At 52.9% G+C, this 13,643-nt stretch carries 10 protein-coding genes, 2 tRNA genes and 3 rRNA genes; 12 read left to right on the top strand and 3 right to left on the bottom strand.

Annotation, left to right across the window (positions count from 1 at the left end):
• Positions 1-436: 436 nt before the first annotated feature.
• From IPH75_05245 to IPH75_05215, 7 genes are all read left to right on the top strand, one after another.
• Positions 437-1,988: ribosomal RNA gene (locus IPH75_05245) — 16S ribosomal RNA — on the top strand.
• 151 nt (positions 1,989-2,139) lie between these two features.
• Positions 2,140-2,213 (top strand) — tRNA-Ile (locus IPH75_05240).
• Between the two features lie 18 nt (positions 2,214-2,231).
• Positions 2,232-2,304: transfer RNA gene (locus IPH75_05235), tRNA-Ala, on the top strand.
• A gap of 171 nt (positions 2,305-2,475) precedes the next feature.
• A 23S ribosomal RNA gene (locus IPH75_05230) occupies positions 2,476-5,457 on the top strand.
• Positions 5,458-5,700: 243 nt separating this feature from the next.
• Positions 5,701-5,817, top strand: a 5S ribosomal RNA gene (gene rrf / locus IPH75_05225).
• Together the 16S, 23S and 5S rRNA genes with 2 tRNA genes alongside form the textbook arrangement of a ribosomal RNA operon.
• Before the next feature lie 481 nt (positions 5,818-6,298).
• Positions 6,299-6,661, top strand: coding sequence for a hypothetical protein (locus IPH75_05220; GenBank protein ID MBK7141464.1), 363 nt, complete (start codon positions 6,299-6,301; stop codon positions 6,659-6,661).
• Between the two features lie 92 nt (positions 6,662-6,753).
• Positions 6,754-6,945: a hypothetical protein gene (locus IPH75_05215; GenBank protein ID MBK7141463.1), complete on the top strand. Its 192-nt coding sequence runs from the start codon at positions 6,754-6,756 to the stop codon at positions 6,943-6,945.
• Here IPH75_05215 and IPH75_05210 read toward each other — a convergent pair whose 3' ends face one another.
• Entirely contained in the window at positions 6,946-7,566 is a 621-nt protein-coding gene (locus IPH75_05210) for a LysE family transporter (GenBank protein MBK7141462.1), read from the bottom strand.
• A 129-nt stretch (positions 7,567-7,695) separates the two neighbouring features.
• Here IPH75_05210 and IPH75_05205 point away from each other — a divergent pair, with 129 nt between their 5' ends.
• Positions 7,696-8,211 carry a hypothetical protein gene (locus IPH75_05205; GenBank protein MBK7141461.1) on the top strand — a complete coding sequence of 172 codons (516 nt, stop codon included), beginning with the start codon at positions 7,696-7,698 and terminating at the stop codon, positions 8,209-8,211.
• Positions 8,212-8,351: 140 nt separating this feature from the next.
• Positions 8,352-9,239: a DUF4405 domain-containing protein gene (locus IPH75_05200; GenBank protein MBK7141460.1), complete on the top strand. Its 888-nt coding sequence runs from the start codon at positions 8,352-8,354 to the stop codon at positions 9,237-9,239.
• A gap of 52 nt (positions 9,240-9,291) precedes the next feature.
• On the opposite strand, the gene IPH75_05195 is transcribed toward IPH75_05200, so the two are convergent.
• Positions 9,292-9,726, bottom strand: a complete 435-nt coding sequence (locus IPH75_05195; GenBank protein MBK7141459.1) for a hypothetical protein — start codon at positions 9,724-9,726, stop codon at positions 9,292-9,294.
• A 120-nt stretch (positions 9,727-9,846) separates the two neighbouring features.
• Here IPH75_05195 and IPH75_05190 point away from each other — a divergent pair, with 120 nt between their 5' ends.
• The 3 genes from IPH75_05190 (at position 9,847) to IPH75_05180 (ending at position 12,332) form a co-directional block, all read left to right on the top strand.
• A complete protein-coding gene (locus IPH75_05190; protein MBK7141458.1) occupies positions 9,847-10,410 on the top strand; it encodes a PocR ligand-binding domain-containing protein in 564 nt (187 codons plus the stop codon).
• A gap of 89 nt (positions 10,411-10,499) precedes the next feature.
• A complete protein-coding gene (locus tag IPH75_05185; GenBank protein MBK7141457.1) occupies positions 10,500-11,033 on the top strand; it encodes a DinB family protein in 534 nt (177 codons plus the stop codon).
• A 105-nt stretch (positions 11,034-11,138) separates the two neighbouring features.
• Entirely contained in the window at positions 11,139-12,332 is a 1,194-nt protein-coding gene (locus tag IPH75_05180; protein MBK7141456.1) for a hypothetical protein, read from the top strand.
• Between the two features lie 68 nt (positions 12,333-12,400).
• Here the strand turns inward: IPH75_05180 and IPH75_05175 are convergent, their stop codons facing one another.
• The gene (locus tag IPH75_05175; protein ID MBK7141455.1) at positions 12,401-13,498 is read right to left on the bottom strand and encodes a T9SS type A sorting domain-containing protein; all 1,098 of its coding nucleotides are present in this window, start codon (positions 13,496-13,498) and stop codon (positions 12,401-12,403) included.
• Positions 13,499-13,643 lie beyond the last annotated feature (145 nt).

The raw sequence follows: 13,643 nt of genomic DNA, 5'->3' as shown, positions 1-13,643 counted from the left end.
AGCAAAAAGTGGTTAGCGTGAGGAGTCGGTTAAAAAATAGTCACGAAGATTCTTGACAGGCTATTGTCCAGTAACTATACTGGGCGGCCGATAAACGGACGAGGCGGTCAACGATGGCCGCTACTTGATGGAGCAGGTAACCGTTTGTCGTTTGGAAGGTAAAACCTCCCCTCCAGAAAAAAAGTTTATAAAAGCTCTTGACAGGGCTTAGTCGAGCAGATAACTTGTGAATCTGCCAGGCAATTTGGTCAGGCAGTTTTTTTTCGAAATAGTGTTCTTTGACATCTAAATAGCCACGCTAGAGACACGATGTTTGGCGCATCGTGTCGCGGGTCCGCGACCCGACCCGGGTCGCATGAGGATCTTTGTAAATCTTGAACAAAACGATTAGCGTTTTGATAGAGCATATCAACTCAGCATAAATACGTTAAAAATACTTATGGAGAGTTTGATTCTGGCTCAGAACGAACGCTGGCGGCGTGCCTAATACATGCAAGTCGAACGAGAAAGCCCGGCTTCGGTTGGGTAAGTAAAGTGGCGAACGGGTGAGTAACACGTGGATAATCTGCCTATACATCTGGGATAATCCTTCGAAAGGAGGTCTAATACCGGATGACACACTCTGGTGGCATCACCGGAATGTCAAAGACGGGGCAACCTGTTGTGTATAGATGAATCCGCGCTCCATTAGCTAGTTGGCGGGGTAAAAGCCCACCAAGGCTCCGATGGATAGCCGGCCTGAGAGGGTGATCGGCCACACTGGGACTGAGATACGGCCCAGACTCCTACGGGAGGCAGCAGTAGGGAATATTGCGCAATGGACGAAAGTCTGACGCAGCAACGCCGCGTGGATGATGAAGCATTTCGGTGTGTAAAATCCTGTCGGTGGGGAAGAAACGTCTGGTGAGTAACTGCTCCAGGCTTGACGGTACCCACAGAGGAAGTCCCGGCTAACTCCGTGCCAGCAGCCGCGGTAATACGGGGGGGACGAGCGTTGTTCGGATTTACTGGGCGTAAAGGGCGCGTAGGCGGGTCTTCAAGTCGGATGTGAAAACTATCAGCTTAACTGGTAGCCTGCATTTGATACTGTTGATCTTGAGTACGGGAGAGGAGAGTGGAATTCCAGGTGTAGCGGTGAAATGCGTAGATATCTGGAAGAACACCAGTAGCGAAGGCGGCTCTCTGGACCGATACTGACGCTCAAGCGCGAAGGCTTGGGGAGCAAACAGGATTAGATACCCTGGTAGTCCAAGCGGTAAACTATGGGTACTAGATGTCGGGGGTATCGACCCCCCCGGTGTCGCAGCTAACGCAGTAAGTACCCCGCCTGGGGAGTACGATCGCAAGATTGAAACTCAAAGAAATTGACGGGGGCCCGCACAAGCGGTGGAGTATGTGGTTTAATTCGAAGCAACGCGCAGAACCTTACCTGGGTTTGACATGCACGAGACAGGCGGTGAGAGTCGCCCTTCTCTTCGGAGATTCGTGCACAGGTGCTGCATGGCTGTCGTCAGCTCGTGCCGTGAGGTGTTGGGTTAAGTCCCGCAACGAGCGCAACCCTCGTCTATAGTTGCCATCAGGTTATGCTGGGCACTCTATAGAGACTGCCGGTGACAAGCCGGAGGAAGGTGGGGATGACGTCAAGTCCTCATGGCCCTTACATCCAGGGCTACACACGTACTACAATGGCCGGTACAGAAGGTTGCAAGACCGCAAGGTGGAGCCAATCCCAAAAACCGGCCTCAGTTCAGATTGGAGTCTGCAACTCGACTCCATGAAGGCGGAATCGCTAGTAATCGCTGATCAGCAGGCAGCGGTGAATACGTTCCCGGGCCTTGTACACACCGCCCGTCAAGCCACGGAAGTTGGGAGCACCCGAAGTCGTTTGCCTAACCGCAAGGATGGCGACGCCTAAGGTGATACTGACGACTGGGGCTAAGTCGTAACAAGGTAGCCGTAGCGGAAGCTGTGGCTGGATCACCTCCTTTCTAAGGAGTTACGGTGTATCTGTCCAACCACCGTTGGACACACATCATAGGTCGAAGCGACATGATCTCGAACGCAAGTTCGACCAAACTCTGTCTTTGGCTGGCTATTTATTATAAATTACGGTCGCCGTCAGGCGAGCAGTACCTCTTTGGGCCTATAGCTCAGATGGTTAGAGCGCGCGCCTGATAAGCGCGAGGTCAGTGGTTCAACTCCACTTAGGCCCAGTGTAAACTGGCCCTCCAGGGGATGTAGCTCAGTTGGGAGAGCGGTGGCTTTGCAAGCCACAGGTCACCGGTTCGATCCCGGTCATCTCCAAAAAATGGGATAAAAAATTTAGGCGGATCCTTGTGGTCCTCCCGTCTCACTTGTGAGACAATGATCTTTGACAACTTCATAGTAGTTAGTAAAGCGTCAAGGGTATCTTCCAATTGGCTGCGCACAGTGCGCGGCACTTGGAAGGATGTTCTTAGAGCAAGTAGGTTTTTCGATTAAGCTACTAAGAGCACTCGGTGGATGCCTTGGCACAGGTAGGCGATGAAGGACGTGGTAAGCTGCGATAAGCTTCGTGGAGGCGCAAACAGCCTTTGAAACGGAGATCTCCGAATGGGGCAACCCAACCAGGTTCATACCTGGTTATTCTGCACTGAATACATAGGTGCTGGATGCCAACGCAGGGAACTGAAACATCTAAGTACCTGCAGGAATAAAAAACAATAGTGATTCCCTCAGTAGCGGCGAGCGAACGGGGATCAGCCTAAACCGGTCGGCACGTTAAAGCATGACGGCGTTGTGCCTCCGGGGTCGCGGGAGCCGCGCGAGTGGGCGTCGTACCACTCATGAAGTTACAAACCAGATATATAGGTGAAGTTGCTGGAAAGCGACACCATAGAGGGTGACAGTCCTGTAACCGAAATGTATCTGGCTTCAGCGGATTTCCCAAGTAGGGCGGGACACGTGGAATCCTGTTCGAATCTGCCAGGACCATCTGGTAAGGCTAAATACTCACCTGTGACCGATAGTGAACTAGTACCGTGAGGGAAAGGTGAAAAGTACCCCGAGAGGGGAGTGAAATAGTACCTGAAACCGTGTGCTTACAAGCGGTCGGAGCGAAGAAGAGTCCTCGGATTCTTCCTAGTGACGGCGTGCCTATTGAATAATGATCCGGCGAGTTACTTCTCAGTTGCAAGGGTAAGTGAAACACTCACGCACCCGTAGCGAAAGCGAGTCTGAATAGGGCGACTAGTAGCTGGGAGTAGACCCGAAGCCATGTGATCTAGGTATGGTCAGGATGAAAGCCCGGTAAAACGAGCTGGAGGTCCGAACTCACCAGTGTTGAAAAGCTGGGGGATGAACTGTACCTAGGGGTGAAAGGCCAATCAAACTTGGAAATAGCTGGTTCTCCTCGAAATAGCTTTAGGGCTAGCCTCGGAATTAATTTTACGGAGGTAGAGCACTGAATGGGCTAGGGGTCCCACAAGACTACCAAACCCAATCAAACTCCGAATGCCGTAAAATGGTCTCCGGGAGTCAGGCAGCGGGGGATAAGCTTCGTTGCCAAAAGGGAAACAACCCAGACCATCAGCTAAGGTCCCCAAGTCATGCTAAGTGGTAAAGGATGTGGAGTTACTTAAACAGCTAGGATGTTGGCTTAGAAGCAGCCATCATTTAAAGAGTTCGTAACAGATCACTAGTCTAGTGACTCTGCGCCGATAATTCAAGGGACTATGCATGACACCGAAGCTGTGGGTGCGTCCGCAAGGGCGCGCGGTAGGGGAGCATTGTCTTTCGGGCGAAGGTATCGCGGTAGCGGTGCTGGACGATAGACAAGAGATTATGTCGGAACGAGTAGCGATAAAGCAAGACCATAAACTTGCTCACCGTAAGCCTAAGGTTTCCTGGGCAAGGTTAAACCTCCCAGGGTGAGTCGGAACCTAAGTCGAGGTCGACAGGCGTAGATGATGGCAAACAGGTTAAAATTCCTGTACTTGTAGGATCGCGTTATCAACTAAGGGGTGACGCAGGAGTGAAAGGTCAGCCAGTCATTGGTTGTACTGGTTTAAACCCGTAGATGGGATGTGTAGGCAAATCCGCACGTCTAACATTGAAAGGTTATGAAGTGGTCTTCGGACCGGAATTGACCCTAATCATACTGCCAAGAAAAACCTCTATGTGAGTTATCCTGCAATCCGTACCGCAATCCGCCACAGGTAGGCGAGGAGAATATCCTAAGGTGCTCGGGCGTACACATGTTAAGGAACTAGGCAAATTGGCTCCGTAACTTCGGAACAAGGAGCGCCGGACTCCGGTCCGGCCGCAGAGAAATGGCCGCGATGACTGTTTACTAAAAACATATGTCTCTGCTAAGTCTAATAAGACGACGTATAGGGACCGATACCTGCCCGGTGCTGGAAGGTTAAAAGGAGAGGTCAGCCGCAAGGTGAAGCTTTGAATTGAAGCCCCAGTAAACGGCGGCCGTAACTCTAACGGTCCTAAGGTAGCGAAATTCCTTGTCGGGTAAATTCCGTCCTGCACGAATGGTATAACAATTGCGGCACTGTCTCAACATGTGGCCCGGCGAAACTGTAGCAGCGGTGAAGATGCCGCTTTCCCGTATCGGGACGGAAAGACCCCGTGAACCTTTACTATAACCTGACATTGGTGTTTGGTACCGTGTGTGTAGCATAGGTGGGAGACGTTGAAGCTGGCCCGCTAGGGTCGGTGGAGTCATCGGTGAAATACCACCCTCATGTTATCGAGCTTCTAACCTGGAGCCATGAATCTGGCTCAGGGACAGTGTCAGGCGGGTAGTTTAACTGGGGCGGTTGCCTCCCAAAATGTAACGGAGGCGCGCAATGGTTCCCTCAGGCCGGGTGGTAATCGGCTATAGAGTGTAAACGCACAAGGGAGCTTAACTGCGAGACCTACAAGTCGAGCAGGTGCGAAAGCAGGTGTTAGTGATCCGGCGGCTCTGTATGGAATGGCCGTCGCTCAACGGATAAAAGGTACTCTGGGGATAACAGGCTTATCTCCTCCGAGAGTTCACATCGACGAGGGGGTTTGGCACCTCGATGTCGGCTCATCACATCCTGGGGCTGGAGAAGGTCCCAAGGGTTCGGCTGTTCGCCAATTAAAGTGGTACGTGAGCTGGGTTTAGAACGTCGTGAGACAGTTCGGTCCCTATCTGATACGGGCGCAGGAAACGTGCGGAAATTTGACCTTAGTACGAGAGGACCGGGTTGAACCAACCTCCAGTGCACCTATTATGACGCCAGTTGTATCGTAGGGTAGCTGCGTTGGGAAGGGATAAGTGCTGAAAGCATCTAAGTACCAAGCCCATTCCAAGATTACGTTTCCCAGACTGTAAAGTCTCTAAAGAGCCCTGGAAGATGACCAGGTTGATAGGTCACAGATGTAAGCGCAGTAATGCGTTCAGTCGAGTGATACTAATTGCTCGTGCGGCTTAATCGATAAATTACTACATTTATCGCAAACCTTCTTGCTCAGTGAACACTCCTGAAGAGTGACGCTCACTGCGCGGCCAATTGAGAGATTCCTCGGCGCTTTACTAACTCACTATGAGAGTACACAACTGTACTGCTCACGCCCTCGGCCGGCGATGATCTCCTCAGACACTCCTTGACTACCACTTTAAGTGCCTGAAGAGTACATCATCCCGCGAAGGCGAGGATCCAGTACAAGTCAAAAGATATTCTCGGTGGCGATAGCGATAGGGTCACACCTGTTCCCATTCCGAACACAGAAGTTAAGCCTCACAGCGTCGATGGTACTGCATCTGAGAGGGTGTGGGAGAGTAGAAAGCCGCCGGGGTAATTAAGAACCCCCGACCAGCAATGGTTGGGGGTTTTTGTTTGCCCGAAAACTTTGCGGTCAACCTGGTACAGACGCGTGCATCATCCCGCGCAGGCGGGGATCCAGATGTTTTGCGCGGCAGTCGTCCCCGTCTGCCCGACTTTCCCTGGCCGCCTATTAACACATCCGAAAGTACCTTGCGACAAATAGGGGAGAGGCGCTATCATTCGAACTGGAAGGGTTCAATAAATCGATGCGAGTTTTCACACTGCTTGGACTGCTAGTCCTCTTGATGCCCGTTCTCTCATGCCGTTCTACTGTAAATACGGAGTCATTCAGGTTTCACGAGAATTTGTCGTTGCCCGGCGATTACCAGGAACTGAATCGGATTACGAACGCGTTCGACGGTTGGGAAATTTCAATCTCCTTGTGGTCGATGCGCCAGCACTTTCGAGGTCAGGGCGTGGGCAAGAACAAGTATAGGGCCGAGATCTGGGCGGTGAATACACGTGACTCCCTGTATCCCGATTACTGGAACGGTGGGCTTGCCGTCGATACTATTCTCGATGTATGGATAGAAGTCGATTCGCTGGTCCTTACGTCCGACTCAAGTAATTTCCGATCAGTTGTGGTTGTCGATACTACCTTGCTCAGCAAATACCCCGGAGGTTACAGGTTGGGGACGCACTTTCCGTTCTCTTCGATTCTCATTCCGCCAGAGATAAATGAGATTCAGGTCAGCTTTGACGCAAGACTGCACAGCAAAGAGGCCGGCATAGTCGAAAAGAAGCCGTTTGCATTCCATATGTTCCGCTTCAGTGAGAAGAGGCCCGGCCCCTATGTCTGGAACCGATGCAACTAACCACACGCACGACCGGCGCTGGAGTAAACCCGCGATTCCTCGAATCGCGATATTCCTCCTGAACCCACGCCACGTTCTCGCTTGATTGTCCTATGCTGATCGCCTCCAAAATCCTCACCGCATTTTTCGTGATTCTCCTCGGCGTCTGGATGATCTACCGTGGCTATCGAGACTGGCGCTATAATGAGGTCACTGGTTTCTTTCCGCAGGTGAAGTACTCTGGAATTCCGCTCGGTTTGGCCGGGATCCTCGCGGCCATCATGTGGCTACTTGAATCCTTCTGATCACCCTCCAACCAGCCCCCCTCCCGCTACCACCAACTGGTACACCCCAAATCCCGCCAATATCACCGCCGACACCAGCAACAACCCCCGACGGATCTTCGGCGATAACCACCGAGTCGCCCCAAAAATATAGATAAGCAGACCCTGGGTGACCACCATCGTCGCATAAAACGCCCCAACCAGCGCGACCCCTTCCGATGGCGCCTCGCGCCAGGCCGCCACTACTGCCGGCCCAAGTATCAACCCCCAGCCGATATATGGATTGGGATTCAGCAGATTCACGAGCGTCGCCTCAAAAAGCGTCCGCGGCAACTTGTCGGTGGCCGAAGATTCCACAACCTCGCCAGCCCGCCACTGCATAAAGGACCGGTATGCGAAATAGAGAAGAAGCAGCCCCCCGGCCGCACGCAGAATCACCTGCATTGTGACGGAGAGTTGACCAAGCACCAGGAGCATGACTACCGCGATCGGACCGTCACTCAGAACCGGAGCGAGCGCAGCTGGCAAAGTCCGCCGCCACCCGACCGAGGCCACCTTGGAAAAGAGAAATGCCTGCAATGGGCCCGGCTGAATCGCCGCACTGAACGCCAGCCCGCTTCCAAAGAGAATATTTGTGATCATGCGACAAGCTAAGCCTGTTTTCGTCCAGACCGAAATCAAAAAGATTTCAAGATAAGTCGCGCTCTTCGAATGCATACTGCGCTATTGTTCCGACCCCAACCTTCCGATAAAAGAGGGGAGAGGAATGCCATGGACACCCTACTGACAATCACGACCAACCGCCAGGAAACATCCACCACATCCGTCGCTCTCGATCCGCAGTACTCCCTTTGCTCCCGGTCCACCGACAAGAAAGACTTCACTATTCTGTTTGGCGATTCCGAACAGGTTGTTTCCGAAGTCGTCACTGACATAGTCTCAGAAATAGTCGGCCCATATAATGTGGTCAATTCCGTTACCACCAAAACTGGCGACCGTCTATTTGAGTTAGCCGAATCCACTCAGCCCAAGATCGTGTTCATTTTCTTGAACAACATCCTCTTTTACACCGACAAATACCAATTCAACCACCGCATCGAAGGCGTCATACAGGTGATCGCCGAGATCCGCACCAAGCTCGGTATCCCGGTCATTGTCTATTCCGGCTTCGAAGGTTACGAACCCGCCGTGCGTGCCGCAGGTGTAGAGTTCTACTTCAAAGCCCCTTTCGGTCTCGAGGAGTTCAGGGCCGCCATCCGCGCCACTATCGACAAATACCAACTCTGACAAGTTTGCCTTCCGCTCCTTCGGTTAGTCCCCTTAACCTAACCCGCTATCTTGTTACATCTTATCGCTTGCCCCCGTTCGGTTCTCGTGTATACTGGCCAGACTGAATATCATTGTGGAAGGGAAAGGACCATATTTCGATGTCCACATCGCGCATCCATACCCGAGGACTCACCTCATTTTTCACCCTCTTCGGTTTCATTATCATGTCCATCACCGGCCTCGTTCTCTATATGGCCCCCGCCGGACGAGTCGCTTATTGGACCATCTGGGATTTCGTCGGACTCTCCAAAACCAGTTGGGATAGCATCCATATTCTCTCCAGCCTGCTTTTCATTGTCGCCGGTGTGATTCATACGTGGCTCAACTGGAAGCCGCTGATGAATTATTTCAGGGACAAACTGCGCCAGGGACTCAATCTCCGCCGCGAGCTGGCCATCTCATCGATTGTCACTGTCTGGGTTGTCGTCAGCGCGATCTGGCCGTTTCCACCCTTATCATACCTGCTCGATTTTAACGCCTGGATCAAGACTGTCTGGGTAGTTGAAGCTCAATACGAACCACCTTTCGGCCACGCCGAGATGCTTTCTCTTAAAGTCTTCTGCCAGAAGATGGATATCGACTTGACCAAAGCGACCGAAGAACTGACTGCCAACGGCATCAAATTCACGGCGCCCGAACAGACTCTGGAGGAGATCGCCCTGGCCAATCGCGTCTCGCCGATGGATATCTATGTTTTCATCAAGAAATTCGAGCCCGCTCCCGCACCAGCCGAACTCAAGACCTACACTCCGGAATCAATCGAGCTCGAATTTGCCGGCTCCGGTTTTGGCATGAAATCTGTCGCCTCGATGTGCGAGCGAGTCGGTCTCGACACTCTGCTTGCCAAACAGCGCATTGCCACTGCCGGACTTGAAGTCACTCTGGATCAGCCAATGCGCGAGGCCGCTAACGCGAACCGCACTGAGGCGCTTGAACTGATGAAAGTTATGCTCATCGACGGCTACCTGCCGAAGATCACTCGGTGATCGAACTGATGACTCCCGAGTGACCCATCGCCTCAAAATGGGTCACTCGCTGTCAGTAGTCTGCATACCTCAGATAAACTCGCCAGACCACCCACCGGGTTGCAAATGTCAATGGAATCAAAAGAACCCCCCAGACCAGCGTCCCGTACACGACAAACCAGATGATCAGGCCAAGATGGTCCTGTAGATTAGAATCGCTCCACCCGCCATGCCGAATACAGATCGCGCTCCGCTCGACTATGACCCAACTCCCCCAAAACGTAACCATCCCCACATAAAATGTCGCCAACCCGGGCCAGAACCGTTCTTCGCCGTCAGTCCGAATCCGCGACCAGACAGTGAACTTTCCCGCGGTCATCCCCGCAATTCCCCCGGCAAGGTACCAGGAGAGGGAGTACCACTCAACCCCCCGAGCCCCCATGATGGCGAGGACTATCCCACTCCAGACGACCCCCATTATTGCTGCAACCGTATAGACTATTCGCATTGCACCCCAATTATACCTGAGAGGTGATATTTTTTCCAAACAGAACATTTGTAACTGGGTCGATGTGGTCTTCAATCAGATATCTCAAGCCCCAGACCTTTCTGCCGATAACTGGATAACATGCTCGACGATACGGAGAGGTGCGAATTCAGCATGCCGGGCCATCTCGATAACCACATCATCACTCAATTTGCCGGACTTGACCTGGAAAAACTCCAGCAACTGCAGGATAGCTTTGCCTCAGTCGTTGGTCTTGCTACCGTCATCATTGATATGGAGGGCCGCCTCGTCACCAAACCGAGCCATTTCAGCGAGGTCTGCCGGCTGGTCGGTCAGACCCAGCAGGGAAGAGATGCCTGCGACCGCAGCAACCTTGAACGCTCCCAGCGCGCCGCCGAGACCGATGAACCCGTCTATCACATGTGCCAATGCTGCGGCTTTCTCGATGGTTCGGTCCCATTGATTGTCGATGGCGAGCGCCTCGGCTATTGGCTTGTCGGACAATGTAACGCCCTCGGCGTCGACCGCGAGGATATCGCCCTGCATGCCCAGATCATTGGCGCCGACATCATCGCCATGCTTGCCGCCTATGACCGCATGCCGTCTGTCTCCGTCACCCGCTTCGAGCAGATCCTCGATTTCCTGCATCTTCTGGTCACTCACTCCCTGTCTCGCCGAGCCTAAGCCGCCATTTCGCCATCTGATTTTTTCTTGCCAGTAGTACCTCTCTTTGTTTGTTTATTGTCCAGACCCAAAATAGAGAGAGACAATCTATGACCACATCTTTCCGCGCTCTCCCGCCGGCCGACACTGAGTTCGCCGCCTACTACCGAACGTACACCGCCCTTGTCCCTGCCGGGGACATCCTGAAAACCATGTCCCAACAGCAGGCCGCCGCACTGCAACTCATCTCGACTATTTCCGAGTCCGAGGCGGACTTCGCCTACGCTCCCGGAAAATGGTCGATCAAGGAAGTGCTCGGCCATGTCACCGATGGTGAGCGCGTTTTTGCCTATCGTGCGCTCCGGATCGCCAGGGGAGACGAGACCCCGCTGCCCGGTTTCGATGAAAACAAGTTTGCCGCATCCGGCGGACATGCAGCCCGCACGCTGGAGAGCATTGCGCTCGAATTCGATCACCTACGTACCTCGAGTCTTGATCTATTCGCCAGTTTCGATGAAACCGCCTGGCTTCGAAAAGGTACCGCCAGTGGACACCCGGTTTCGGTCCGAGCGATGGCCTGGATCATCGCCGGCCACCTTGACCATCACCTCAAGATCATCCGCGAGCGATATTTGAAAGGTTGATTGACGTCCCACGAGACAATTGACAGAAAAGTCCATATTGACTATTTTGCCGGCAGATCATAACTCGTCATGTCTGTCGTTTGTCTCTGAGTAAAGTGGGGCTTTATGCATCGATGGTCGATTTTCCCGCTCTTTCTTGTGGTCGGATTGGCCGCACTCTGTCTGCTCGTGGCTTGTCCGAAAAAACCGCACGACATCACCGGCAACGATAACGATGACCCCGATCCGGTTGACACCGTCAAACCGAGCGTCATTGCCGACCTTCATCTGGATACGTTCGGCATAGCGCGCGCCACCGTTTGTTGGTCTGCACCGGGCGATGACGGTGATTCTGGTACCGCCACGGCGTACGATATGCGGATGTCCCATGACAGCCTTACCACTGCCAACTTTGATTCGGCTAGTTTGGTTTGGGTCGGCAACCCCATTGAGGCCGGAGAAGAGCAGTGTGTTGAGCTGTTGAGCCTTGATGGCGAACTGAGCTATTACGTCGCTCTTCGCGCGCGCGATGAGGCCAACAACTGGAGCGACCTCTCGGACTGCATCCGCGTCCAATGCCTCATTGATTCGATCGTGTACTTTCCGGACTCGATGCTGGAACAGGCAGTCCGACTGGCAATTCAGAGGCCCGATGGTCCCATTCGACGATCCTACTTAGAATCCCTCAGATCGGTAACCTCGGCCAACAGCGGCGTCTCCGACCTGACGGGATTACAGTACTGTCCGCGACTTGCCGATCTCACTATCCCGGGCAACGCGATCACCACTCTGGAGCCATTGCGCCATCTCGATTCGTTGCGCACTCTTATCGTCTATTCAAACCAGTTAACATCGCTTGAGCCTCTGGAAGGTCACACTGAACTGACCTGGCTCGATATCGGCTACAATCCACTTTCCGATCTGGCACCACTCGCGTCAATGACTTCCCTGACCAACTTGACCATGTATCAGTTGCCCCTGGATGACTTCACGGTTCTGCAGAGCCTTACCAATCTGGAGCGGCTGGGCATGGCGCACAACGATGTCAGTGATCTCTCTGTTCTCGCTGGAGCGACCAAATTGAGTGCGCTCGTGCTGGTCAACTGCAATCTCTCTGATATCACTGTATTGAAAGACCTGCCGTCGCTCAGCTCGCTCTCTCTTGCCGCAAATCTCATTGTCGATATCCGCCCGCTGGTCGACAACTCGGGCATCGGAGATGGAGATGAGGTCTCTCTCACCGGCAACCCACTTTCGGACTCCTCAAAGAGCGTTCACATCCCCGCTCTGCAAAGTCGAGGCGTAACTGTTACGTGGTAGTATTTCGAGCACAAAAAAACTGCCGGGACCTTACAGTTCCGGCAGTTGGTTGTCTTGTGGATTTACTTCTATTTCAGCAACACCATCTTTTTTGTCGAACTGAACGCACCCGCTTCGAGTCGGTAGAAATAGACTCCTGAACCGACCGGTTGGTTCTGCTCGTTGGTACCGTTCCAGCTTGCAACAAATGTCCCCGCCGGAACTTCTTCATTCATCAGTTCACGAACAAGCTGACCGGCCACATTGTAAACCGTCAATCGGACATCCGACCGTGATGGCACCGAGAATCTGATCTCGGTCTGCGGATTGAACGGATTGGGATAATTCTGCTCAATTGCGTACCACTTCGGCAACGGATATCCGTCCGAAGGATCCACATCCGTCAACTGATCAAGGAACTCACTGCTCGCGCCGCCGCCGAATTGCACTATGAAAAGACTGCTCGCTTTGTATGCACTCACCGCGGTCTTGAATCCTGCAGTGACAAAACTAACGGTAGTGTTTTCCGAGGTATACATCGGCGTAGGTGTGCCGTTTTCAACCTGTACGTAGGTTATTCGTTGCTCTGAGACGATTCGCAGTGCCGGGAGTGACTTGTTGCCGTACACCACCGTCCCCCAGGCATCGACATTGTAAAACGTCGTGTCATATATCTCCATATACAGGTCAGGGTCATCCCCTTGCTCAAAGTACCGGTGAGAACTCCACTGATCGCCAAAAGCGATAGGGAAGACATAGTTCGGAGTGGAATCCTGATAGATGATGACTTCCTCGCCAGAACCCGCCGAGTGCGACACTTCGCCCAACTGCCAGAAATGGCTCGACTCAGAACTGAATACCGTCCAACTGGTATCATTGGCGAATGTAGCCCGCATTACCAGATTCGCATCCGGGAACATCCCGATTTGGGGTGTCGAAACCGGATTGACAATCTCTGAAACCGTTTCGGTGGCATATGTCCGGTCCGAGAAATCCCAGGTCATCGGACCGCCGGCACCATCCAGCAGCGTATTGAAGTAGTCGTTATCCATCGCGTTGTCCGCCTTGGTGACTAACTGTGTCCCCGGCTCAGGTTGGAAACCATTGGTCAGTAAGATCATTTGGGCCGAAGCCTGACTGGAGATCAGAAGTACCAGGGTCAGAACGGTCAGTAACAAGATGCGCATCAGTCTCTCCTCGAAAGTCTAATGAATAAGGGTTGCTCTGCTCCGCCGCCCGGTCCGCAGAGCCAGAGCTGTTATTTGTGCAGATATACGTGACTCCGGCCAGAGAGTTGACTAAAATCGTCTATTATTCCCGGTTTTTTGCATT

This window comes from bacterium (assembly GCA_016708025.1).
GTDB lineage: Bacteria > Zixibacteria > MSB-5A5 > GN15 > FEB-12 > FEB-12.
The sequence above is the reverse complement of the archived record's forward strand: the minus strand, read 5'-3'. Positions and strand labels throughout refer to the sequence as shown.

Bases quoted from the DNA above. Each gene is read 5' to 3' on its own strand.
- IPH75_05180 (MBK7141456.1), top strand. From the start codon at position 11,139: ATGCATCGATGGTCGATTTTCCCGCTCTTTCTTGTGGTCGGATTGGCC.
- IPH75_05205 (MBK7141461.1), top strand. From the start codon at position 7,696: ATGGACACCCTACTGACAATCACGACCAACCGCCAGGAAACATCCACC.
- IPH75_05210 (MBK7141462.1), bottom strand. From the start codon at position 7,566: ATGATCACAAATATTCTCTTTGGAAGCGGGCTGGCGTTCAGTGCGGCG.
- IPH75_05200 (MBK7141460.1), top strand. From the start codon at position 8,352: ATGTCCACATCGCGCATCCATACCCGAGGACTCACCTCATTTTTCACC.
- IPH75_05190 (MBK7141458.1), top strand. From the start codon at position 9,847: ATGCTCGACGATACGGAGAGGTGCGAATTCAGCATGCCGGGCCATCTC.
- IPH75_05185 (MBK7141457.1), top strand. From the start codon at position 10,500: ATGACCACATCTTTCCGCGCTCTCCCGCCGGCCGACACTGAGTTCGCC.
- IPH75_05215 (MBK7141463.1), top strand. From the start codon at position 6,754: ATGCTGATCGCCTCCAAAATCCTCACCGCATTTTTCGTGATTCTCCTC.
- IPH75_05175 (MBK7141455.1), bottom strand. From the start codon at position 13,498: ATGCGCATCTTGTTACTGACCGTTCTGACCCTGGTACTTCTGATCTCC.
- IPH75_05195 (MBK7141459.1), bottom strand. From the start codon at position 9,726: ATGCGAATAGTCTATACGGTTGCAGCAATAATGGGGGTCGTCTGGAGT.